Annotated in this window: 25 protein-coding genes; 12 read left to right on the forward strand and 13 right to left on the reverse strand. The window is 70.6% G+C overall.

From position 1 onward, the window contains the following. Positions 1–9: 9 nt before the first annotated feature. The 3 genes from H286_RS0109735 to aztA are packed head-to-tail and all read right to left on the reverse strand — an operon-like array spanning position 10 to position 2,755. Positions 10–369 carry a hypothetical protein gene (locus H286_RS0109735; RefSeq protein WP_020098009.1) on the reverse strand — a complete coding sequence of 120 codons (360 nt, stop codon included), beginning with the start codon at positions 367–369 and terminating at the stop codon, positions 10–12. Positions 370–374: 5 nt separating this feature from the next. Continuing rightward, positions 375–2,057, reverse strand: coding sequence for a glucose-6-phosphate isomerase (gene pgi, locus H286_RS0109740; protein ID WP_020098010.1), 1,683 nt, complete (start codon positions 2,055–2,057; stop codon positions 375–377). Next, positions 2,054–2,755, reverse strand: a complete 702-nt coding sequence (gene aztA, locus H286_RS0109745) for a zinc ABC transporter ATP-binding protein AztA (protein WP_028497471.1) — start codon at positions 2,753–2,755, stop codon at positions 2,054–2,056. Before aztA ends, pgi begins: the two co-directional genes overlap by 4 nt. A gap of 54 nt (positions 2,756–2,809) precedes the next feature. Here aztA and aztB point away from each other — a divergent pair, with 54 nt between their 5' ends. Genes aztB through aztD form a run of 4 tightly spaced genes read left to right on the forward strand, consistent with a single transcriptional unit; the run spans position 2,810 to position 6,946 of the window. Next, positions 2,810–3,655 (forward strand): zinc ABC transporter permease AztB, encoded by an 846-nt coding sequence (aztB, locus tag H286_RS0109750; protein ID WP_020098012.1) that lies wholly within the window; start codon positions 2,810–2,812, stop codon positions 3,653–3,655. Beyond that, entirely contained in the window at positions 3,652–4,857 is a 1,206-nt protein-coding gene (locus tag H286_RS0109755; RefSeq protein ID WP_020098013.1) for a hypothetical protein, read from the forward strand. Before aztB ends, H286_RS0109755 begins: the two co-directional genes overlap by 4 nt. After that, positions 4,854–5,750, forward strand: coding sequence for a metal ABC transporter substrate-binding protein (locus H286_RS0109760; protein ID WP_020098014.1), 897 nt, complete (start codon positions 4,854–4,856; stop codon positions 5,748–5,750). The genes H286_RS0109755 and H286_RS0109760 overlap by 4 nt, the downstream gene beginning before the upstream one ends. A gap of 23 nt (positions 5,751–5,773) precedes the next feature. After that, positions 5,774–6,946 carry a zinc metallochaperone AztD gene (gene aztD, locus H286_RS0109765; RefSeq protein ID WP_020098015.1) on the forward strand — a complete coding sequence of 391 codons (1,173 nt, stop codon included), beginning with the start codon at positions 5,774–5,776 and terminating at the stop codon, positions 6,944–6,946. Positions 6,947–7,031: 85 nt separating this feature from the next. On the opposite strand, the gene H286_RS0109770 is transcribed toward aztD, so the two are convergent. From H286_RS0109770 to H286_RS0109780, 3 genes are read right to left on the reverse strand one after another with little or no spacing between them, the layout of a single operon-like run. Next, positions 7,032–7,889 (reverse strand): hypothetical protein, encoded by an 858-nt coding sequence (locus tag H286_RS0109770; RefSeq protein WP_020098016.1) that lies wholly within the window; start codon positions 7,887–7,889, stop codon positions 7,032–7,034. Next, positions 7,886–8,578, reverse strand: a complete 693-nt coding sequence (locus tag H286_RS0109775) for a response regulator transcription factor (protein WP_020098017.1) — start codon at positions 8,576–8,578, stop codon at positions 7,886–7,888. Before H286_RS0109775 ends, H286_RS0109770 begins: the two co-directional genes overlap by 4 nt. Further along, positions 8,566–9,837 (reverse strand): sensor histidine kinase, encoded by a 1,272-nt coding sequence (locus tag H286_RS0109780; RefSeq protein WP_020098018.1) that lies wholly within the window; start codon positions 9,835–9,837, stop codon positions 8,566–8,568. The genes H286_RS0109775 and H286_RS0109780 overlap by 13 nt, the downstream gene beginning before the upstream one ends. 102 nt (positions 9,838–9,939) lie before the next feature. Here H286_RS0109780 and H286_RS0109785 point away from each other — a divergent pair, with 102 nt between their 5' ends. Both H286_RS0109785 and H286_RS15055 read left to right on the forward strand, forming a co-directional pair. Next, positions 9,940–10,770, forward strand: coding sequence for an aldo/keto reductase (locus H286_RS0109785; protein WP_020098019.1), 831 nt, complete (start codon positions 9,940–9,942; stop codon positions 10,768–10,770). Positions 10,771–10,772: 2 nt separating this feature from the next. After that, the gene (locus tag H286_RS15055; protein ID WP_020098020.1) at positions 10,773–10,922 is read left to right on the forward strand and encodes a hypothetical protein; all 150 of its coding nucleotides are present in this window, start codon (positions 10,773–10,775) and stop codon (positions 10,920–10,922) included. Between the two features lie 3 nt (positions 10,923–10,925). On the opposite strand, the gene H286_RS0109795 is transcribed toward H286_RS15055, so the two are convergent. Further along, positions 10,926–11,720, reverse strand: a complete 795-nt coding sequence (locus H286_RS0109795; protein ID WP_020098021.1) for an aspartyl protease family protein — start codon at positions 11,718–11,720, stop codon at positions 10,926–10,928. Between the two features lie 4 nt (positions 11,721–11,724). After that, positions 11,725–12,306, reverse strand: coding sequence for a TetR family transcriptional regulator (locus H286_RS0109800; RefSeq protein ID WP_020098022.1), 582 nt, complete (start codon positions 12,304–12,306; stop codon positions 11,725–11,727). A gap of 81 nt (positions 12,307–12,387) precedes the next feature. On the opposite strand from H286_RS0109800, the gene H286_RS0109805 reads away from it, so the two are divergent. After that, entirely contained in the window at positions 12,388–13,512 is a 1,125-nt protein-coding gene (locus H286_RS0109805; RefSeq protein WP_028497472.1) for a zinc-binding alcohol dehydrogenase family protein, read from the forward strand. A gap of 22 nt (positions 13,513–13,534) precedes the next feature. Here the strand turns inward: H286_RS0109805 and H286_RS0109810 are convergent, their stop codons facing one another. Continuing rightward, a complete protein-coding gene (locus H286_RS0109810; RefSeq protein ID WP_020098024.1) occupies positions 13,535–14,371 on the reverse strand; it encodes a GNAT family N-acetyltransferase in 837 nt (278 codons plus the stop codon). Between the two features lie 25 nt (positions 14,372–14,396). Continuing rightward, positions 14,397–14,609 carry a hypothetical protein gene (locus tag H286_RS0109815; RefSeq protein WP_018186818.1) on the reverse strand — a complete coding sequence of 71 codons (213 nt, stop codon included), beginning with the start codon at positions 14,607–14,609 and terminating at the stop codon, positions 14,397–14,399. 68 nt (positions 14,610–14,677) lie between these two features. On the opposite strand from H286_RS0109815, the gene H286_RS0109820 reads away from it, so the two are divergent. Continuing rightward, positions 14,678–15,499 carry an alpha/beta fold hydrolase gene (locus tag H286_RS0109820; RefSeq protein WP_028497473.1) on the forward strand — a complete coding sequence of 274 codons (822 nt, stop codon included), beginning with the start codon at positions 14,678–14,680 and terminating at the stop codon, positions 15,497–15,499. 3 nt (positions 15,500–15,502) lie between these two features. Here H286_RS0109820 and H286_RS0109825 read toward each other — a convergent pair whose 3' ends face one another. Both H286_RS0109825 and H286_RS0109830 read right to left on the reverse strand, forming a co-directional pair. Then, positions 15,503–16,438, reverse strand: coding sequence for a DNA-3-methyladenine glycosylase family protein (locus H286_RS0109825; protein WP_020098026.1), 936 nt, complete (start codon positions 16,436–16,438; stop codon positions 15,503–15,505). A gap of 61 nt (positions 16,439–16,499) precedes the next feature. Next, positions 16,500–17,216, reverse strand: coding sequence for a winged helix-turn-helix domain-containing protein (locus H286_RS0109830; RefSeq protein WP_018186821.1), 717 nt, complete (start codon positions 17,214–17,216; stop codon positions 16,500–16,502). Between the two features lie 423 nt (positions 17,217–17,639). Between H286_RS0109830 and H286_RS0109835 the strand changes: the two genes are divergently transcribed. Continuing rightward, positions 17,640–17,939, forward strand: a complete 300-nt coding sequence (locus H286_RS0109835; RefSeq protein ID WP_018186822.1) for a GNAT family N-acetyltransferase — start codon at positions 17,640–17,642, stop codon at positions 17,937–17,939. On the opposite strand, the gene H286_RS0109840 is transcribed toward H286_RS0109835, so the two are convergent. Then, the gene (locus tag H286_RS0109840; RefSeq protein WP_018186823.1) at positions 17,936–18,268 is read right to left on the reverse strand and encodes a hypothetical protein; all 333 of its coding nucleotides are present in this window, start codon (positions 18,266–18,268) and stop codon (positions 17,936–17,938) included. The genes H286_RS0109835 and H286_RS0109840 overlap by 4 nt on opposite strands. A gap of 120 nt (positions 18,269–18,388) precedes the next feature. Between H286_RS0109840 and H286_RS0109845 the strand changes: the two genes are divergently transcribed. From H286_RS0109845 to H286_RS0109855, 3 genes are read left to right on the forward strand one after another with little or no spacing between them, the layout of a single operon-like run. Then, on the forward strand, positions 18,389–18,646 hold the full coding sequence (locus H286_RS0109845) for a hypothetical protein (protein ID WP_018186824.1): 258 nt from the start codon (positions 18,389–18,391) through the stop codon (positions 18,644–18,646). A gap of 42 nt (positions 18,647–18,688) precedes the next feature. Then, a complete protein-coding gene (locus H286_RS0109850; protein ID WP_018186825.1) occupies positions 18,689–19,006 on the forward strand; it encodes a DUF2277 domain-containing protein in 318 nt (105 codons plus the stop codon). A 42-nt stretch (positions 19,007–19,048) separates the two neighbouring features. After that, a complete protein-coding gene (locus H286_RS0109855) occupies positions 19,049–20,530 on the forward strand; it encodes an MFS transporter (protein WP_028497475.1) in 1,482 nt (493 codons plus the stop codon). Positions 20,531–20,556: the final 26 nt, after the last annotated feature.

Here is a 20,556-nt window from a genome sequence, read left to right on the forward strand (position 1 = left end):
GACCGACGGTCAGTTCTGCACGTCAACGGTCACGATGAAATCGTCGTCCGACACGTCGACGATGCGGTCGGTATACATCTCGATCACGTCGCCTGCGTTTTCTTCGTCCATCCCGCGTAGGGCGCGTCCGCTGGGGATACGCGTGATCGGTATGCGGGAACCATCACGATCGATGGCCTCCAGCTCCACGATCGTTCCGGCGACCTCGATGACCTTCAGGCCCTCCGACTCCTCCAGGCCGTGATGCGTCTCGACGAAAGGACCGTCAGCCACGGGGATGACAGTCCATTCCACACGCGTGAACCGGACGAGTTCGGGGCCGCAGCAATCGTGCTCCCACCCACCGACTTCGACCTCGAGACGCGTCACGAGCCTCAGGCCCGGTGGTCGCGGTAGTACTCCAGGAGCGCCTTGGTCGAGGCATCCTGCGAGTCGAATGCGTCGCTGTCGCCCTCGATCGCGGGCGCGATCTGCATGGCGAGCTGCTTGCCGAGCTCGACGCCCCACTGGTCGAACGAGTTGATGCCCCAGATCGCACCCTGCGTGAACGTGATGTGCTCGTACAGGGCGATCAGTTCGCCGAGCACCGTCGGCGTCAGCGACGGCGCGAAGATCGACGTCGTCGGACGGTTGCCGGGGAACGTCCGTGCCGCGACCAGCGCACCGGTCGTGCCCTCGGCCTCGACCTCCTCGGCCGTCTTGCCGAACGCCAGTGCCTTCGTCTGCGCCAGGAAGTTCGCGAGGAACAGGCCGTGCACATCCCGGTCGCCGTCGGTCAGCGCGTAGGCGGGGTTGGCGAACGCGATGAAGTCCGCCGGGATCAGCCGCGTGCCCTGGTGGATCAACTGGTAGAACGCGTGCTGCCCGTTCGTGCCCGGCTCACCCCAGAACACCTCTCCGGTGTCGGTCGTGACGGGGGAGCCGTCCCACCGCACCGACTTGCCGTTCGACTCCATCGTCAGCTGCTGCAGGTACGCGGCGAACCGGCTCAGCTGCTGCGCATACGGCAGCACCGCGTGCGACTGCGCGCCGAGGAAGTTCGTGTACCAGACGTTCAGCAGGCCCATCAGGACCGGCACGTTCTCGGCCAGCGGCGTCGTCCGCACGTGCTCGTCCACCGCATGGAAACCCGCCAGCAGCTCGCGGAACGTGTCGGGCCCGAACTCGATCACGAGCGACAGTCCGATCGCCGAGTCGACCGAGTACCGGCCGCCCACCCAGTCCCAGAAGCCGAACGCGTTCGCGGTGTCGATGCCGAAGTCCGCGACCTTGTCGAGTGCCGTGGACACCGCGACGAAGTGGTGGGCGACGGCATCCTTCTTCTGCTCATCGCTGCCGTCGATGGCCCCCGCCGACGCGAGACCCTCCCACAGCCAGTCACGGGCGAGGCGCGCGTTGGTCAGCGTCTCGAGCGTCGTGAACGTCTTCGAGGCGACGATGAACAGCGTCGTCTCGGGGTCGAGGTCCTTCGTCTTCGACGCGATGTCGAACGGGTCGATGTTGGATACGAAGCGCGCCGAGATGCCGGCATCCGCATACGGCTCCAACGCCGCCGAGATCATCACGGGCCCGAGGTCCGACCCGCCGATGCCGATGTTGACCACCGTCTCGACCTTCTTGCCGGTGATACCGGTGAACTCGCCCTTGCGCACCCGGCCGGCGAACTCGGCCATCGCGTCGAGCACACCCTGCACGTCGGCGTCCACGTCCTGACCGTCGACCGTCAGCGACGGCGTCGCGTCAGCGGGACGGCGGAGAGCTGTGTGCAGCACGGCACGATCCTCGGTCGTGTTGATGTGCTCGCCCGCGAGCATCGCGGCGTACCGCTCGGCGACGCCGGTCTGCTCGGCGAGGCGCACGAGGGCGGCGACGATCTCGTCGGTCACGAGGTTCTTCGACAGGTCGACGTGCAGGTCGGCGACGTCGTGCGTCAGTTTGGCGACGCGCTCCGGGTCTGCCGCGAACCAGCCGCGCAGATCGGGGGTGAAGCCGGCTTTCAGCGACTCGAGTTCAGCCCAGGCGGACGTGGTGGTGGCATCGATCGGAGCGTTGGTCACCCCTCAACGCTACTCACGTTCCGACCCCTCCGCCCCCGCGTGTCGTACGCGGTCGGCGCATCCACGATCCGACCCGCCGCGAGCGTGACGACGTCGTCCACGTCACCGAGCTCGCCGAGGTCGTGCGTCACCACGACGACCGCCGCACCCCTGTCGGCCGCGACGCGCAGAGCGGATGCCGCGGCTCGCCGCGACGCATCGTCGAGACCGCTCGTCGGCTCGTCGAGGAGCAGCAGATCCGCGTCCTGCGCGAGCGCCTGTCCGACGAACGCCCGCTGGCGCTGACCTCCCGAGAGCGCACCGAGCGGACGTGAGGCGTACGGCGTCAGCCCGACCGCGTCGATCGCCTCGGCGACTCGCTCTCGGTCCCTCCGTCGCAGCGGGCGAAAAGCGCCGCGCTCGCGCCAGCGGCCCATCGACACGAGATCGGTGACGGTCAGGGGCAGTCGAGCGGTGTCGGCGGTGTGCTGCGGCACGAGTGCGATCGCCGTTCCCGGGCGCATCTCGACCGCGCCCGACGTCGGCGCGCGGAGCCCCGCGAGCACGGATACCAGCGTCGACTTGCCTGACCCGTTCGCGCCCACCACAGCGGTGAGCACGCCGGCGCGAACGTCGAGATCGACGCCGTCGAGGGCGCGGTGCCCGTCGATGTCGACGCAGACCTCACCCAACCGGACGACGACCCCTGAGCTGTGCATCCGACCAGTATTGCAAATGAAAACCGTTCTCAATTACGTGTACAGTCGGGCACCGTGTCCGTGCTCCTCGATCCGTTCGCCGTCGCCTTCGTCCAGCGCGCCCTCGTCGGTGGCGCCCTCGTCGCGGTCGTCTGCGCCGTCGTCGGCACGTGGGTCGTCCTCCGCGGCATGGCTTTCCTCGGCGAGGCGATGGCCCACGGCATGCTGCCCGGGATCGCGGTCGCCACTCTCACCGGGTTCCCACCCGTGGCCGGCGCGGCCGTCAGCGCGGCGGCGATGTCGCTCGGCGTCGGAGCCCTGCAGCGCCGCGGCCGGATCTCGGCCGACACCAGCATCGGCCTCCTCTTCGTCGCGAGTCTCTCGCTGGGGGTCATCGTCATCTCGGCCTCGCGCAGCTTCGCGACGGATGCCTCGGCCATCCTCTTCGGCGACATCCTGGCGATCGAGCGGGGCGACCTCGTGCTCCTCGCCGTCGCCGCGGCTGTGACCCTGCTGGTCGCCGCCGCGGGCCACCGCTCCTTCGTCGCACTCGCCGTCGATCCGCGGCAGGCGCAGCTGCTCGGCCTCCGCCCTCGCCTCGCGCACATCCTGCTCGTCGGCCTCGTCACCCTCGCTGTCGTCTCGGCCTATCAGGCCGTCGGATCGCTCCTCGTCGTCGGCATGCTCCTCGGCCCCGCCGTCGCCGCCGGCGCGTGGACCCGCCGCATCGTCCCGACGATGACGCTCGCCGCGGTCATCGGCACCGTCGCCGTTGCGGTCGGCCTGGTCCTGTCCTGGCACCTCGGCACCGCCGCGGGCGCCACCGTCGCCTTCACGGCGATCTGCTCCGGCGCGGCGTCCACCGGCATCCGAGCCCTCGTCCGCCCCACCCGCCCCGCCCTCGACGAAAGGACCGCATGAACCGCCGCGCCCCGATCGCCCTCGTGCCCGCCCTCGCCCTCGCCCTCGCCCTCGCCCTCGCCCTTACCGCCTGCCAGTCGGCGCCGGCATCCGTCCCCGAATCGACGGGCGAGGGACACGGCGCCATCGCGGGCGCCACCGAGCTCGCCGAACCCGCCCTGCACCTCACGAGCGTCACCCCGGGCGGTGAGGTCCACCACCTCGACTTGCTCGACGAGACGACCGACGCACTCGGCGAGATCACGCCGCCGACCTCACTCGAGACCGACGGCCGGTTCCTCTACGCGGGGCGCGACGGCGGCGTCGGGATCGTCGACAGCGGCGTCTGGACGTGGAATCACGTCGACCACTTCCACTACTACGAGGCTCCCGCGTCGGTCCTCGGCGACCTGGCCGGCGACGGGGAACCGACGGTCGTGGCGAGCGATCTCGGAGCGGGGATCCGGTTCGACGGGGGAGAGGCCGTGCTCCTCGACCTCGACGCGCTCAAGAAGGGGCGCATCGAGGAGCGCTTCCGCCTCGATGTCCCCGCCGACTCGGGCATGGTGGTCCCGCTCCCGACGGGCGCCGTCGTGACGGATGCCGACGGTCTCCGCCACGTCGACGCGACCGGCGCCGACGTCGAGACCGTGCCCTGCAATGATCCCGCCGGTTCGATCGCCACGAACGTCGGTGTCGTCGTCGGATGCGCCGACGCTGCGATCCTGGCGGTGACGGATGCCGACGGCACCTCGTTCGAGCGGATCCCCTACCCCGAGGGCGCCGACGACCGCGCGCTCTCCTTCGCCGCACGCGAGGGGCGGCCGACGGTCGCCGGCCTCACCGGCGGCGACGCGTTCTGGCTGCTCGACACCCGCGAGCGCACGTGGACCCGGATCGATGCCGGCGAACCCCTCGCCCGCGTCGCCGCGGCCGATGACGCCGACCAGCACGTCGTCGCCCTCACGACGACGGGGGAGGTTCTCGTGATCGACGGCGAGAGCGGCAAGGCGATCGCGCGCACGAAGCCGCTGGTGGCGGCATCCCTCGCCGATCCCGCACTCGCGGCGGGCGTGACCCTGCAGATCGACGCCAACCGCACCTACGTGAACGGACCCGCCGAGAACGCGATGTTCGAGATCGACCACGCCGACTCCGCGCGCATCGCGCGCACGTTCGAGACGCCGGATGCCCCTGCCTTCGTCGCGGAGACGGGCCGATGAGGCGCGCGCTCGCCGCGCTGGTGGTCGCCGTCGTCGCCACGCTGACCGGCTGCGCTGCGGCCGGCAGCGACCGGCCGACCGTCGTCGTCACGACCGACCTGCTCGGGGACATCACGGCGAACCTCGTCGGTGACGAGGTCGATGTCGTCACCCTCATGCCCCGCGGCAGCGACCCGCATTCGTTCGAGCTCTCAGCGCGCGAAGCCGCCCGCATGCGCACCGCCGACCTGCTCGTCTCGAACGGGCTGGGGCTCGAAGAGGGCGTGCAGCACCACGTCGACGCCGCGGTGGCCGACGGGGTCGCCTCGTTCGTGGCGGGCGACCACATCGAGCCGCTCGACTACGCCGACTCGGATGCCGTCGACCCGCACTTCTGGACCGATCCCACGCAGACCGCCCGCGTGGTCGAGGCGCTCGCGCCGCAGCTCGCGCAGATCGCCGGGGTGGAGGCATCCGTCGTCGAGAAGGTGGCCGCTGCCTACCTCGACGAGCTCGACGAGCTGGATGCCGACATGGCCGACACCCTCGGTGCGATCCCCGCCGAGCACCGGGCGCTCGTCACGAACCATCACGTCTTCGGCTACCTCGCCCGGCGCTATGACGTACGGATCCTGGGGGCGGCGATCCCGGGTGGGACGACGCTCGCCGCGCCCAGCGCCTCGGACCTGAAAGGCCTGGTCGACGCGATCGACGAGGCCGGCGTGACGACGATCTTCGCCGACTCGTCGCAGCCCGACCGGCTCATGCGGGTGCTCGCCGACGAGGCCGGCCGCGACGTCGACGTCGTCTCGCTGTTCACCGAGTCCCTCGCCCCCGAAGGCTCGCCGGGCGGCACCTACCTCGACATGATGCGACGCAACCTGCAGAGCATCGCCGACGGCCTCACCCCGTGAGGCATTCCCTGGAAAGGAAACCCATGAAGAAGACCCTGCAGTTCGGTGCCCTCGCCGGCGCCGCTGCCCTGCTCCTCGCGGGCTGCGCGTCCGCAGCGCAGCCCGCATCCGACCCCGCCGACAGCGCGGCCGTACCCGACGGCCCCCGTGTCGCCGTCGGGTACGAGGGGGGCGTGCTCGTCCTCGGTGGCGACGACTACGCGAATCTCGGCGAGTTCGGCTCCGAGGACTTCATCCGCCTCAACGCCGCCGGCGACGGCCGACACGTGATGGTGACCACGTCGAAGGGCTTCCAGCTGCTCGACGCGCAGCAGCCAGAGCTCACCGACCTCGTCGTGCCCGCCGCCACCGCGGGGCACGTCGTCTCGCACGCAGGCAAGACGGTGTTGTACGACGACGCGACCAGCGACACGACGATCTTCGACTCGGCAGAGCTGGCGAAGACGGGCGATGCCCTCCCGAAGGCCGACGTCATCGCCGGCGTCACCGCGCACCACGGCGTCTCCGTCGAGCTCGAGGACGGCACCCTGCTGACGACCGTCGGCGACGAGTCAGGGCGCACCGGCATCCGCGTCCTCGACAAGGACCGCAACGAGATCGCGTCGAACGACGAGTGCCCCGGCGTGCACGGTGAAGGAACCGCGAAGGACGAAGCGGTGGTCTTCGGCTGCGAGAACGGCGCCCTCGTCGTGAAGGACGGCACCATCACGAAGCTCACGTCTCCTGACGAGTACGGCCGCATGGGCAACGCCTACGTGTCCGAGAACAGCCCGCTCGTGGTCATGGACTACAAGGACGACCCGGATGCCGAGGGCTACCTCCTCCGCAACCTCGCCCTGATCGACACCGAGGCGAACACGCTCGAGAAGGTCGCGCTGCCCGACGGTGTCGAGTACACCTACCGCGGCGTCGGCCGCGGCCCGGACGCCGAAGCGGTCCTGATCGGGACCGACGGCAAGCTGCACTCGATCGACCCGGCCACGGGTGAGATCATCTCGTCACTGTCCGTCGTCGACCCGTGGGAGGGCCCGGCCGAGTGGCAGGACCCGCACCCGTCCGTCAAGGTCGCAGGGTCGTTCGCCTACGTGACCGATCCCGCCGACAGCGAGATCGTCGTCGTCGACCTGGCCGCCGACAAGATCGCGAAGACCGTGGCGCTCGACCACGTCCCGAACGAGATCGCCGTCGTCGGCTGACCCCTGACACACCGCGAGCCGTCGCGGATGGTCGTTTCCCCGGTTCGGGGGCGACCATCTGCGACGGCTCGTCGTACGTAAGGGGCTAGACGCCGGGGCGGAGGGTGACCGTACCGGCCGAGACGGTGGCGTCGATGGTGCGCGTGGCGCTCGTCGAGGTCTGCAGACGGTTGTCGAACGTGCCGACGGAGACGTCGGACGTCACGCGGTACGCCTCGTCAGGGAGGGTCGCCACGAGGGTCCCCGCGCTGACATCCACACGGACGTCGTCGAGGTCCTCGCCGCGGAGGTCGGCAGTGATCTGACCCGCGCCGATGGTGAGATTCGCGCGCTGCACGTCGCCGACAGCGACGTCGGCGTCACCGGCGCTGACATCGACCCGGACGTCGTCCGCGGTGCCGGTCACCGTCGCGTCGCCCGCACCGACCGACACGTCGAGGAGCCCGTAGGTGCCGTCTGCCGTAACCGATCCCGCCGCGACGTTGACGTCGGCATCCAGCTTCTGGTCCGCCATCTCCTCGGGGAGCGTCAGCGTCGCGCGATTCTCGGTCGCGTCGAAGCCCACCTGCAGCATCCACCACGGGCGCGAGTTGGAGAGCGACAGCGTCTCGCCGCGCCGCTCGAGCTTCCAGTCGCGGTTCCCGTCGACGGTGAGGGTCGCCTCGTCGACGTCCGCATAGTCGACGACGACGTGACCGGCCGAGACGTCCAAGGACAGGCCCGTCACACCCGCGACATCGGCCGACTGATCGCCGGCGCCGCGATTCGTGCTCGCGTAGGCGATCGAGCCGATGCCCGAGACGAGCGTCCCGAGCAGCAGTACGCCGCCGAGCGACATCGCGATGATCGAGACGATCTGCGCCGACGCGCGCCGCGGCTGCTGCGGTGGCTGCGGGGCAGGCGTCGTGGGAGCGGTGGGCGGGGGAGTGAGGTCGATGCTCATCGGTTCGTTCCGTTCTGATCGGGATGCCCAGCGGCGGGCGATGTGCCGTGTTCGAGGTGGACGAGAGCCGCGAGCACCCGTCGGTTGCCGTGCTCATCCTGTTCGAGGCCGAGCTTCTGGAAGAGCGAGGTGATGTACTTCTCGACGCTCGCCTCCGAGACGAAGAGCGCCGTGGCGATGGCCGCGTTGCTCTTGCCCTCGGCGATGAGCGCGAGGACGGAGCGTTCCCGGTCGGTGAGGCGCGACATCCGCTCGTCCCGCGCTCTGCGGGTCAGCAGCTGGGCGACGACCTCGGGGTCGAGGACCGTGGCGCCCGCGGCGATCCGGTCGATCGAATCGAGGAAGTCCTTCACGTCGGCCACGCGGTCCTTCAGCAGGTACCCGAGGGCGGCGTTCTGTCCGGTGATGAGGTCGCTCGCGTAGCGCTCCTCCACGTACTGGCTGAGCACCAGCACGGGGAGGGTGGGATGCTGCGCTCGCAGCGTCAGCGCCGCCCGGATGCCCTCGTCGGTGAACGTCGGCGGCAGTCGCACGTCGAGGATGCAGAGCTCCGGCGCGGTCTCGGTGACCGTGTCGACGATGCCGTCGGCGTGGGGGAGGGCGGCGACCACGGTGTGGCCGGCATCCTCCAGCACGCGGACCAGGCCTTCGCGAAGGAGCGTCGAGTCCTCGCAGATCAGGATGCGCACGGGACCGTCACCTCCAGAGCGGTCGGCCCACCGGCCGGGCTGTCGAGCGTCGCGGTGCCGCCGGCGGCGAGTACCCGGTTCATGATCCCGTCGAGACCGCCACCGGGCAGCACCCGGGCGCCGCCGATGCCGTTGTCCTCGACGCGGGCCCAGATGAGGCGCCCGGTGGCGGCGTCGCCGCGGCTGCGGACCACGACACGCACCTCGGTGGCGCGGGCGTGCTTGGCGGCGTTCGTGAGCGACTCGGCGATGACGAAGTAGACGGCCGCCTCCGACGTCGCGCTGCAGCGTTCGTCGAGACGGACGTCGAGGGCGACGGGGACGTGGGACCGTGCCGCGAGGGCTGAGAGGGCGGCATCCAGTCCCCGGTCGTCGAGGACCGAGGCGTGGATGCCGCGGGCCAGCTGGCGGAGCTCGGTGATGGCCGCCTTCGTCGAGGTGTGCGCCTCATCGATCAGCGCCTTCGCCGCGACCGGGTCGGAGTCGATCTTCTGCTGCGCCATGCCGAGGGTCATCCCGACCGAGACCAGCCGCGGCTGGACGCCGTCGTGCAGGTCGCGTTCGATGCGGGTGCGCTCGACCTCGCTGGCCCGCACCGCCCCGGCCCGCTGGGCCCCGGCGGTCCGCGCCTGCTCGGCGAGGACGGCCTCGCGCGAGGGCACGAGGATCGACCGGGTCAGAAGGTCGTCGAGCAGGGTGACCCCGAACAGGATGCCGAGGCTCACCAGGACCGCGAGAATGCCGCCCGCGATGGCCCAGCCGTCGGCGACGGGGATGCCGAGGACCGGCAGTCGGCCGCCCGCGGCGCCGCCGAGAGGCGAGACGGCGAGTCCGATGCCGGTGACCACGGCGGACGTGGCGCCGATGACGATCCAGCCGAGCACGGAGGCGATCGCGAAGCTGCCGATGCCGCGCCACATCGCCCCGTCGGTGAACTGGAGCCACAGCGTGCGGAGGAAGCCTCGGAAGCCCGGCTGACCGCTCGCGCGGATCGCCAGCGGCGGGATGCCGTGGCCGTACAGGCCTTCGGCTCGTTCATGCTCGAGCCAGGCCGCGGCCCACGCGACGTAGAGCGCAGCGATGATCAGGACGAGGCCGATACCCAGGACGAGCGCCAAGCCGATACCGGTGCCGAAAAGGGTGGCGGCGGTGGTGAGGATGCCGATGCCCACCAGGGCGATGGCGGCGAGCTGCGCGAGCGCGCCCAGGCGCCGCAGCGGCCGGAGCCGCCGGGGAGGCGCGGAGGTGTCGGAAGTCATGTCCCCACGCTAGGGGCGACCCCGAGACCGCCACATCGGGGCGGACCCGAGACCTCCTTTCGGGTTATCCCCCAAAGGGCGGATCCGGCGTACGGTGGCGGAATGGTCAGCATCCCCACGGTCTCCCTCAACGACGGCACCGCGTTCCCGCAGCTCGGTCTCGGCACCTACAACCTCCGCGGCGAGGACGGCACGCAGTCGATCGTCACCGCGATCGAGGGTGGCTACCGGTTGCTCGATTCGGCCGTCAACTACGAGAACGAGCGCGAGGTCGGCGAGGCCGTGCGGCGTAGCGGCATCCGGGACGACCTCATCGTCACGACGAAGGTCCCCGGTCGCGATCACGGCTACGACGAGACCCGCCGCAGCGCCGAGGGATCGCTCGAGCGCCTCGGGCTCGAGCGCATCGACCTGTACCTCATCCACTGGCCCAACCCGAGCGTCGACAAGTACGTCGACACCTACCGCGCGATGGTCGATCTGCAGAAGGAGGGGCGCGTCGGATCGGTCGGCGTCTCCAACTTCACCGAGCCGATGCTCGCCCGGATCATCGAGGCGACCGGCGTCGTGCCGACGGTCAACCAGGTCGAGCTGCACCCGTACTTCCCGCAGGCGCACCTGCGGGCGTTCCACGCCTCGCAGGGCATCCGCACCGAGAGCTGGAGCCCGCTCGCCCGGCGCTCGGAGCTGTTGAGCGAGCAGGTCGTCATCGACACCGCGGCCGCGCACGATGTCACGCCGACGCAGGTCGTCCTCCGCTGGCACGTTCAGCTCGGCAGCACGCCCATTCCGAAGTCCGCCGACCCCGCCCGCCAGGCCGAGAACGCCGACGTGTTCGAGTTCTCGCTGACGGACGACGAGATCGCCGCGATCTCGGCCCTCGAGCGCGGCCGGTTGTGGGACGGCGACCCCGACACCCACGAGGAGATGTGAGCATGGGTGGACTCGTCGGCTGGCATCTGCTGATCCTCCTCGGAGTCGTCGCGATGATCGCGTTGATCGTCTGGGGGATCTACTGGATCGTGCGGCTCGCCGCGCGCCGCGGAAGTGAGGATGCCGCCGACCGTCGGTCACGCGTGGGCTAGGGTTCAGGCGAGATATCCCCACCAGCCGTCGCGCAGGTCGACGGCCCAGTCCGCGTGGCGGAGCACCGGCATCCCCAGGATGAGCTCGAACGGCGGATCGCCGGGCCGGACGAGTCCGGCGATGTCGGCGACGGCGGCGATCGATGGAGCGAACCGACGACCTCCGATCGTCACCTCCGGGAGCAAGACGAGGGGAAGCTCGTTCGCGGCACCCGAGGCATCCGTCCCCTCCGCCTCGCCCGCAGGACGGAAGTGTTCCGGATGCCGCGCCACCACACCCCGGTCGATGACGCTCACGCTCGCACCCGAGTCCCAGATGGCGGGCCACGCGCCGCCCGCCCAGGCGACGTCGACGTAGGGATGCCCGCGCGAGGACTGCACCAGATCGCGCCGCTCGTCCACGGGCGACTCGGCGTCGAGCTCGAGCAGCGCGGCGTCGAAGCGGAAGTCCAGCCGGTGGCGACGCAGCACATCGAGCCCGAGCAGCGACGGCGCCGCGGGATTCGGTTCGAGGTCGAACACCGGCCGCTCCACCACGAGGTCGCCGATGCGCAGCTCGCGCGCGGTGACGCGCTCCGTCGACCCGGCCCGCGAGAAGACTCCGCCGCCGCCAGGGTTCTGCGGTGCGAGCCGTTCGAGTCCCGCCGTGAGCGGACCGTCGACGAGGCCGCTGCGTGCGCCGCCGGTGTCGACGATGAGGCTGTGGATCGTGCCGTCGATCTCGGCCACCACCCGCACCGCGATCGCGTCGGGCAGGTCCGGATCGGCATCCAGGTCGAGCGGGATGACGATGCTCACAGCATCACCCTCGTGTGCTCTCGGAAGACTGCAGCAGCATCCGCATCCGGCGGAGCACCTCGTCGAGGTGATCGGTCAGCGGGGCGCCCGCCGGCTCGGATGCCCATGCGTCCAGCGCTGCTTGCAGGGCTTCGACGGTGACTCCGGCGATCGCCGCCGCCGTCGCCTCGTCCTCGCCGCGATGGCGGAAGCCCTCGCGGATGGCGTCGCGCAGATCCGCCTGCTTGCGCAGGTCCCGCTCGCGCAGCGCCGGCTCGGACGCGATCACTTGGCGCGCGAAACGGATCTCTGCACGCCGGGGCTCGAATCGCTCGCGCGCCAGCACCCGCAGGCCCCCCACCACGACCTCCATCGGCGGCGCGTCCCGCGGCGCATCGGAGATCATGCGGGTCGCGATCCGGGGGATCTCGTCGTCGTCGAAGAAGACCTCGCGCTTGTCGCTGAAATGGCGGAAGAACGTGCGGCGCGTCACGCCGGCCCGGTCGACGATGTCGGGCACGGTGGTCGCCGCGTAGCCGCGCTCCTCGAAGAGCGAGAGCGCCGCCGCTCGCAGTCGTTCCCGGGTGTCCGGTGCCCATCTGGCCATCCGGACAGCATAGTGACGACACCCTGTGTCATGCGAGGTACAGTGATGACACCACGTGACATCACGATCGAAGGATTCGACATGCCCCGACACCACGCCGCCGCCGTCCTCCCGGCGCCCCGCGCGCGTCTCTCCGTCGAGCGGATGCCGACGCCCGATCCGGCGGCAGGCGAGGTCGTCGTGCGCGTCCACGCCGCCGCGGTCAATCCGATCGACTGGGTCATCCAGGGCACGGGATCGGTCACCTACCGCTGGCTGCCGACGCCGGCCGTGCTCGGTTCGGACGTCGCCGGCGAGGTGGTCGCCATCGGCTCCGAAGTCGCGCGGTTCCGCGTCGGTGATCGTGTCTTCGGGCTCGCGACGGGAACGGATCGCGGTCGCGATTCCCGGCGCGAGGGCGCGTTCCAGCAGTACACGACGCTCCTGGAACACCTCACGGCCCCCATCCCGGACGGCATCTCGGACGTGGAGGCCTCCGTCCTTCCCCTCGGCGCCTCCACCGCCGCGTGCGCGCTGTTCCAGCCGCGCCATCTCGGACTGGCGATCCACGACCCCGCTGACGCTGGTCCTCGCGACCGCGGCGTCGTCGTCGTGTGGGGCGGGTCGACGAGCGTCGGCATGAACGCGATCCAGCTCGCCCGCGCGGCCGGATACGACGTGGTCAGCACGGCGTCGCCGCGCAACGCCGACCTCGTCAGGTCGCTCGGTGCCGACGTCGTCGCCGACCACGGTTCCCCCCGCGCCGTCGACGATCTCGTGGCGGGGATCGGCGGGCGCCCCGTCGTCGGTGCCGTGGCCCTCGGCGAGACGTCGACCGCCGGATGCCTCGAGGTGCTGCGCCGGACGGGCGGTTCGGTTCTCGCGATGGCGAGCATGCCCGTCTCGCTCGCTGAGCTCGCCGGGCGCCGCCGGCTCTTCCCCGCGATGCTGCCCACGTTCGCACGCCTGGGGCTGAGGACGCTTCTGCTGAACGCTCGCGCGCGTCGGGCTGGCATCCGAGCCGCCTTCATCTGGGGGACGAGCCTGCGCGACGACGAGATCGGGCGCCGGCTGTGGGGGCGACTGCTGCCGCAGTGGCTGGCGGACGGCACCGTCCGTCCGCTGCCCGAGCCGGTCGTGGCTGGCCACGGGGTGGGCGCTATACAGGAGGCGCTGGATCGTCAGCGCGCGGGGGTGTCTGCGCGGAAGATCGTCGTGACCCTCTGAACCGGAGCGGATCGCCCGGCGATCACACCGGGATCTCGACGAGGCGGAACCAGCGGCCGGTTGGCTGCAACCGGGCGAGAACGGGAAGGAAGTGCGGATCGCTGACGTGACCGTCGAACTCCACGTCCGCGATCCCACGCTCCGCCAGCACGTCGAGCGAGCGGCGGACGCAGGCCTCGACGAGGTGCTCGCCGTCGGGGGCCGCGGCATCCGTCGTCTCCGCCGTCAGCAGCGGGGTCTCGCCGTCAAGGTAGACGAGGGCGAGCGCGAGGACCCGACCGGTCGCATCCCTCACGACGGAGGATGCCTCGGTGTCGATCTCGTCCCACAGGTCCTCGTTGAGCGCATCGGCGAAGGCGGGTCCGACCGGGCTCCACGACGCGTGCGTCCACTCGTAGATCCGGGCGTTCGCCGCCTCGATCACCGTCCGGTCGACCGCGTCGACGGCGATCACAGCCGGATCGGCGCGCAGGGCGGCCCGCGCCGTGGTCGTCGACTCCGCAGGCGGCACGACCTGGATCGTGCGTGCACCGAGCGCGTCGGCGAAGGCGAGTGCGGGGTCGTCCACGTATCCGCGTGTCATGAGGGGGAGTGGGGCGGCGCGAAGGCCCGTGAGGTGCCGGACGGCGGCGGTGCCGATCCCGCGACGACGGTGCGCGGGGTGCACCACGACGTCCACCCAGTAGCGGTCCCCGTGCACGCGGCTCGTCCATATGGTCCCGACGGCGACGATCTCGTCGGTCTCCAGGGCCACGGCGCGGGTGTGCTCGCCACGCCACAGATCTGGTCGGAGCTCATGCCCCGCCGTCCACGCGGGAGCGGAGGTCAGGTCTGACTCGCGCAGCGGTCGGAACTCCACGGGAGGATCCTTCCGGGCGTCCGGGTCAGAGCTGGGCGCCGTCGTCGTCACGATCGTAGATGCCCTGATTCCGCCCGCGGCGCGACTCGTAGGCGATGAGCCACCCGATCGAGATCGCCGCCGCCAGGACGAGCCCGACCCACACGTTCTGCCAAATGAGTCCGAACAGGATGCCGCCGGCGAACAGCAGAACCGTCCCGAGGATCCAGAATCCGCGTCCTCGCTGTCGCTGCACCATGCGGCCAGCCTACGGTTCCCGTCGCCCGGCGCTCGCGCTTCGGACCGTAGGGCGTTACCGTGACACGCATGAGGCTCATTCGTCCGGAGCTGGCCGACCATATCGTCCACGCCAGCGTCGAGCAGCCCGGGGTGGAGCGCCCGGTACTCCTGTGGCATCACGGCTCCCCGCAGACCGGTGCCGTCCTGCCGCCCGTGGCCGCGATGGCGGATGCCGCAGGTTTCGACGTCGTCTCCATCGCCCGCCCGGCGTACGGGGGAGCGCCCCTCCTGCCCGGGCGAAGCGTCCGTGACGCTGCTGCACGGGTCGCCGACGTGTTGGACATCCTCGACCTTCGGGACGTAGTGTCGGTGGGAGCCTCCGGGGGCGGACCCCATGCGCTCGGCGTCGCCGCGCTCTCACCCGAGCGCGTCGCCGGCGTCGTCACCCTCGCGTCGATCGCCCCGTTCCGACCCGGCGACGCGTCGTGGTTCTCGGGCATGGCCGATCCGTCGGGTCTTCGATCCGCCACCGCGGGGATCGCGTCGCGCACGGCTCACCTCGACGTCGAGGAGTTCGATCCGACCAGCTTCGTCGAGGCGGACTACCGCGCGCTCGAAGAGACATGGGCGTCGCTGGGCGAGGACGTCGCGGCATCCGCGCAGTGGGGGTCGGACGGATTGGTCGACGACGACGTCGCCTTCACCCGGCCCTGGGGGTTCGCGCTCGCCGACGTCGTCGCGCCGGTCGTGGTCGTGCAGGGCGAGCTCGATCGCGTCATCCCGCCGTCGCATGCGACCGCGATCGCCGGCGGCATCCCTCAGGCGACGCTGCTGCGGATCCCTGACGTCGGACACATCGCGGTCCTCGACCATTTGCCCGCCGCGCTCGCTGCGCTCCAGCGGATCTGACGGTCAGCGGCCCCGGTGGTCCTCCGGGGCGAGGCGGGGACCGCGTCGCGGCTCGATGACGCCACTGGCCCCGATGAGGCGGATGACCCGCTGCCGCTGTCCCTTCCACGGCTCGAGCAGCTCCCGCATCCCGTCGTCGTCGACGCGTGAGCCGGTCAGCGCGTAGCCCACCTGATGGGCGACGTGATAGTCGCCGAAGCTGACCGCGTCGGGGTCGCCGAAGGCGCGGATGCGGGTCTCGGCACTCGTCCAGACGCCCACGCCCGGCAGGTTCGTGAAGACCCGGTCGCGGTCGTCTCCCGTCGTGGCCGCGGCGGCGGCACGCTCGATCGAGGCGCGGCGGCGTGCGGCGTCGACGATCGTGCGCGACTGCGGCGGTTCGAGGCCAGCGCGGTGCCACGACCAGCTCGGTATCATCCGCCAGTCCGCCGGCGGTGCGTACATCTGCCGCGGTGTCGGGCCGGGCGCGGCGTCGCCGTAGCGGGTCAGGATCCAGCGCCACGCCCCGAAGGCCTGGAGCCCGGTGACCTTCTGCTCGAAGACGCTGCTGACGAGCGCGTCGAAGACGAGGTCGGTCGCCCCGATCCGCAGGTCGGGCCGCCGGTGGTGGGTCGCCGCGATGAGCGGATGCCGAGACGCATCGAAGTCGCCGGGGTCGTCGTCCGCGCCGCACAGCCGCGGCAGCTGGTCGAGTGTCCACGCGGCACCCGGTCCCCAGGCGGCCGCCCGGACCGTTCGCAGACCCGGGCGGATCGCGATCGTCGCGAGCCCCTCGGGAGTACGGGTCGCCCGCCAGATGACGCCGTCCGCCGTGGTCTGCGACGGGTCGTGCGCTCCGCGCTGCTGATACCGGATCGCGCCCGCCACGTCGGTGGGGACCTTCGGGCGGTACTCCGCCTCGAGCGGCTTCAGGTGCGAGGACGGCGACGGATGCGGCATCCGTTCACTCAGTCCCGACCTCATGCCGACACCCTACGTCTGGGCGCCGACAGCGGCCTGATCAGAAGCGGTCGGGCGAGGGGGTGCCGTGGCCGTAGCGGATCACGACGTCGGCGTGCCGGTCGAAGCGGTAGCCGATGCCGCGCACCGTGCGGACGATGTCCTCGTAGCGGCCGAGCTTGGAGCGCAGCCGGCGGACGTGGACGTCGATCGTGCGCTCGCCGGGAGCGTCGTCGCCGTCGGTGTGGCTCCACAGCGATGAGACGAGCTCGGTGCGCTCGATAGTGCGGCCCTCGCGCAGCACGAGGTACTGCAGCAGCTCGAACTCCTTGAAGGTGAGCGACGCGGTCTCGCCGTCGATGTGCACGCGGCGACGGGAGATGTCGATCGTCACGCCACCGGGCACGTGCTCGTCGAGGGGCTCTTCGGGCTTGGTGCGGGCGACGGCGGCGGGCTCGTGCAGGGCGAGTCGCACGACGTCGACGTCGCGGCCACCGGCGCCGACCGGGGCGAGGGCGACCGTCGCGTGGGTCTCGGCAGACGGGGCGAGCTCGGCGATCGTCCGGCGGAGCGCATCGACGATGACCGAGAGGCTGACGCCGTCAGCGGCGGCCTTCAGCTCGTCGAGACCGACGTAGAGGGCGAACCCGCGGGGGGCGGTGCCGGCGGGGAGTCCCTTGGGAGCGGGGCGCTCCGTCACAGGCGGCGTGGCGATGTCCTCGACGGCGCGGAGGTGACGGGGAGCGGCGGGGGCGGAGAGGAGAGCGGAGGTCGACATGGCGATGTCCTTCAAAGGGGGGAACCCGGAGCGGGACGCGGGTTCGAGAGTGTTGCGCGGGTGGCCTCGCATAGGCCGATGTGCGAGAAACCGGCATCCGCGTTGTGGGCGGCAAAGCTGGAGTCTCGGGGGTCGGACTCGCCGTGTTCAGAAACGGCGGCGCGACCCGGCGGGGATCACCGTGTCAGCGACACATTCGGCAACACATGACAGCACGCTGCGGCATCATGATGCCGGCAGTTCCGTTCGCCTCCCGGGCGGACAGAGTGCGTGCGAAGTCAGTCATGTGGCCGATTATGACGAACCGCGTCGGGATGTGTCAAACCGCCCGGCCCCGAGGACCTCCGCATGACGGAATGTGACAGATTGCTCAATCCGTCGGAGATTGTGTGTGGCACCCGGCGATCGGCGTAGCGTGAGCGCATGAGCGAGCTGATCTTCACCGACGAGAAGGATGCCGCGCGGTACAGCCTGCACCGCGGCAAAGATCTCGTCAGCATCCTCGATTACAACGACGACGGCACGACGATCGCGTTGACCCGTGCGTACACGATCCCCACTTTCCGTGGGTCCGGGTACGCGGGAGAGTTGGTGCGGCGGGTGGTCTCGGACCTCGAGCGCCGTGGTGATCGGCGCGTCATCCCCGTCTGCTGGTACGTCGCCGACTGGTTCGACGCGAACCCGGGTCACGAGTCCCTCCTGAAGGAGCGGCGGACGGCCTAGGCCTCACCGGGCTTCGGATCGCGGATCCGCCAGCCCAGGTTCTCGAGTGCTCCCTTGAGCCTGTCGGCGGCGGCCCGGGCGACTGCTGTCGACTCGTCGGAGCAGACGTCGATGGCGAGCGGTGGCGGGTCGGCGAACTTGGGGATCTGGACTTCCGCCCACGCGCCGGGGGAGAGGCTCACGCGCGGATAGGCGGTACGCGCATGCTCGACGACACCGTCGCACGCGAACGCGATCGTCTCCAGAGCGTCGGGCTTCGTGATCGGCAGGTCGACGACGAGAGTCACCACGAACGGCCCGCCCGCCGTGTCCCGACCGTGTCCCGACATCCCGTTCCCTCCGCCCCGTCCTCTTCGTTCGTAGTCGCGACCCGGCGACCGGGTCAAGCCCGTCGACCGCCCGACGCATCCGGGCGAGCATGGCTCAACGACCACGACGAGGAGACGGCCATGGACAACGACGCAGACGACCGGACGAGCGAAGCGGCCCCCGCCGGTGGATGGTCGGAGGAGGACACCGCCGTCGTCGCCTCCGGCGCCGTCACGAATGAGCAGAAGGAAGCGGCCGACGAGGCCGATCGGGGCCGGGGCGACGGTGCCCCGATGCCGGAGCCCGCATCCGACCAGTTCGTCGAGAGCGCCGAGATCCAGCAGGGCCTCGACCCCGACGTGCTGACGGATGAGCAGGCGGATCGTCGCGCCGAGTGAGCCCCCTGGTGGACGCGGACACGCGGGCGTACCGTGACGGCCATGTGCCGCAACATCGTTCCGCTCCACAATTTCGAGCCGGCGGCGACGGATGCCGAGTGCTACGACGCCGCGCTGCAGTTCGTCCGCAAGATCAGCGGGATGAACAAACCGTCGCAGGCGAACACCGAGGCGTTCGACCGCGCCGTCGACGAGATCGCCGCGGCGACGCGACGGCTCCTGGACGACCTCGTGTCGACGGTCCCTCCGAAGGATCGCGATGAAGAGGCGGAGAAGCGTCGTGCCCGCTCCGCGGACCGCTACGAGGCCCTCCGGGAGTTCCAGGACCGGAAGAAGGCGGAGCGCGTCGCCGCATCCTGACATCGCCCTCGTCCGCCGGGCTGCCGGTAACGTGGGACGGTCATGACATCGCCTGTAACAGCCAGCATCCCCCTGTCCTCCTCGCAGCGCTGGCGGGCGTTCTGGGTCTGCGTGTCGGTGGCCGCGTTCACGATCCTCGACCTCAGCAAGGTCAACGTCGGGCTCCCCGCCATCGAGACCTCCCTCGGTGCGACCTCGACCCAGCTGCAGCTCGTCGTCTCGGGGTACATCCTCACCTTCGGCCTCGCACTCGTCCCGTTCGGCCGCCTCGGAGACCAGCGGTCGCGCAAGGCCCTCTTCATCATCGGCCTCAGCCTCTTCACCCTCACGAGCGCCGCGTGCGCACTCGCGCCGAGCATCGAGGTGCTCATGGCGGCCCGACTCGTGCAGGGCATCGCGGCCGGCATCCAGATGCCGCAGGTCATGGGCACGATCCAGCAGCTGTTCACGGGCAAGGAACGCGGCCGCGCGTTCGGCCTCTTCGGTGCGACGATCGGCATCGCGACCGCGTTCGGACCCACCCTCGGCGGACTGATGATCGCGATCGGTGGAGAGACCGACGGGTGGCGCGGCATCTTCTGGTTCAACGTGCCCCTCTGCCTGCTCGTGCTCGCCGGCGTCATCTGGCTGCTGCCGCAGACGCGCACCGCGAGCGGAAAGCGCCTGCAGCTCGATCCGATCGGCATCGTCCTCTTCGCTTTCACGGTCATCTCGTTGATGTGGCCGTTCCTGTTCACGACCGGCTCGCCCGATGACGACCCCAACCGCTGGTGGCTCCTGACGGCCTTCGTCCTGTTCGCGACGCTGTTCTTCTGGTGGGAGCGGCGGTACGCGGCATTCGGCCGTCAGCCCCTCATCCCGTTCCGGATGTTCCGCATCCCCTCGTATCGAAACGGCACGTTCGTGGTGGTCGCCTACTTCACCGCGATCCCGCCGATGTTCCTGCTGGGGACGCTGTTCCTGCAGATCGGTGTGGGCCTCGAGCCGGTCTTCGCGGGCATGGTCTCGATCGGCTTCGCGGTCGCGAGCGCCTTCTCGTCGTATTACGGCGGACTGCTCGTCAACCGGTTCGGTCGCCAGCTGGTGACCATCGGGCTGCTGACCGTCCTCGTCAGCGTCGTGGCGCTCACGATCGTGGCGTACACGATGCCGCCCGAGACCGTCGCCTACGGCATGGCCGCCGCGCTCCTGGTCGCGGGCGCGGGAGGTGGCCTCGTGGTCTCGCCGAACCAGACCCTCACCCTGTCCGAGATCCCGGTCCGCGAAGGCGGACTCGCGGGATCCGTCGGTCAGCTCGGCCAACGCGTGGGCACCGCCGTCGGCACCGCCATCGGACTGTCCCTGTTCTACGCGACGATCTACCGCGAATCGGATGCCGGCCTCGAATCCCTCGCCGTCTTCCACGACGCGTACGCCTACGGGATGGCGGCGGTCGGGCTCTTCCTGGCGATCGCGACCCTCATCTCGGTCGTCGATCTGATCAACCTGCGTCGTCGAGGAGCGGTGTCTCCCGCCTCCGAGTGACGCCTGCGCGGCACGCCTCGGCGGCG

Origin of the sequence: Microbacterium sp. 11MF, from assembly GCF_000383475.1 — a bacterium.
In the GTDB taxonomy this organism is placed as follows: Bacteria; Actinomycetota; Actinomycetes; order Actinomycetales; family Microbacteriaceae; genus Microbacterium; species Microbacterium aquilitoris.

Coding starts and splice junctions, on each gene's coding strand:
- aztA (WP_028497471.1), bottom strand. CDS start 2,755: ATGCACAGCTCAGGGGTCGTCGTCCGGTTGGGTGAGGTCTGCGTCGAC.
- H286_RS0109755 (WP_020098013.1), top strand. CDS start 3,652: ATGAACCGCCGCGCCCCGATCGCCCTCGTGCCCGCCCTCGCCCTCGCC.
- H286_RS0109760 (WP_020098014.1), top strand. CDS start 4,854: ATGAGGCGCGCGCTCGCCGCGCTGGTGGTCGCCGTCGTCGCCACGCTG.
- aztD (WP_020098015.1), top strand. CDS start 5,774: ATGAAGAAGACCCTGCAGTTCGGTGCCCTCGCCGGCGCCGCTGCCCTG.
- H286_RS0109770 (WP_020098016.1), bottom strand. CDS start 7,889: ATGAGCATCGACCTCACTCCCCCGCCCACCGCTCCCACGACGCCTGCC.
- H286_RS0109780 (WP_020098018.1), bottom strand. CDS start 9,837: ATGACTTCCGACACCTCCGCGCCTCCCCGGCGGCTCCGGCCGCTGCGG.
- H286_RS0109785 (WP_020098019.1), top strand. CDS start 9,940: ATGGTCAGCATCCCCACGGTCTCCCTCAACGACGGCACCGCGTTCCCG.
- H286_RS15055 (WP_020098020.1), top strand. CDS start 10,773: ATGGGTGGACTCGTCGGCTGGCATCTGCTGATCCTCCTCGGAGTCGTC.
- H286_RS0109800 (WP_020098022.1), bottom strand. CDS start 12,306: ATGGCCAGATGGGCACCGGACACCCGGGAACGACTGCGAGCGGCGGCG.
- H286_RS0109805 (WP_028497472.1), top strand. CDS start 12,388: ATGCCCCGACACCACGCCGCCGCCGTCCTCCCGGCGCCCCGCGCGCGT.
- H286_RS0109815 (WP_018186818.1), bottom strand. CDS start 14,609: ATGGTGCAGCGACAGCGAGGACGCGGATTCTGGATCCTCGGGACGGTT.
- H286_RS0109820 (WP_028497473.1), top strand. CDS start 14,678: ATGAGGCTCATTCGTCCGGAGCTGGCCGACCATATCGTCCACGCCAGC.
- H286_RS0109825 (WP_020098026.1), bottom strand. CDS start 16,438: ATGCCGCATCCGTCGCCGTCCTCGCACCTGAAGCCGCTCGAGGCGGAG.
- H286_RS0109830 (WP_018186821.1), bottom strand. CDS start 17,216: ATGTCGACCTCCGCTCTCCTCTCCGCCCCCGCCGCTCCCCGTCACCTC.
- H286_RS0109835 (WP_018186822.1), top strand. CDS start 17,640: ATGAGCGAGCTGATCTTCACCGACGAGAAGGATGCCGCGCGGTACAGC.
- H286_RS0109840 (WP_018186823.1), bottom strand. CDS start 18,268: ATGTCGGGACACGGTCGGGACACGGCGGGCGGGCCGTTCGTGGTGACT.
- H286_RS0109845 (WP_018186824.1), top strand. CDS start 18,389: ATGGACAACGACGCAGACGACCGGACGAGCGAAGCGGCCCCCGCCGGT.
- H286_RS0109850 (WP_018186825.1), top strand. CDS start 18,689: ATGTGCCGCAACATCGTTCCGCTCCACAATTTCGAGCCGGCGGCGACG.
- H286_RS0109855 (WP_028497475.1), top strand. CDS start 19,049: ATGACATCGCCTGTAACAGCCAGCATCCCCCTGTCCTCCTCGCAGCGC.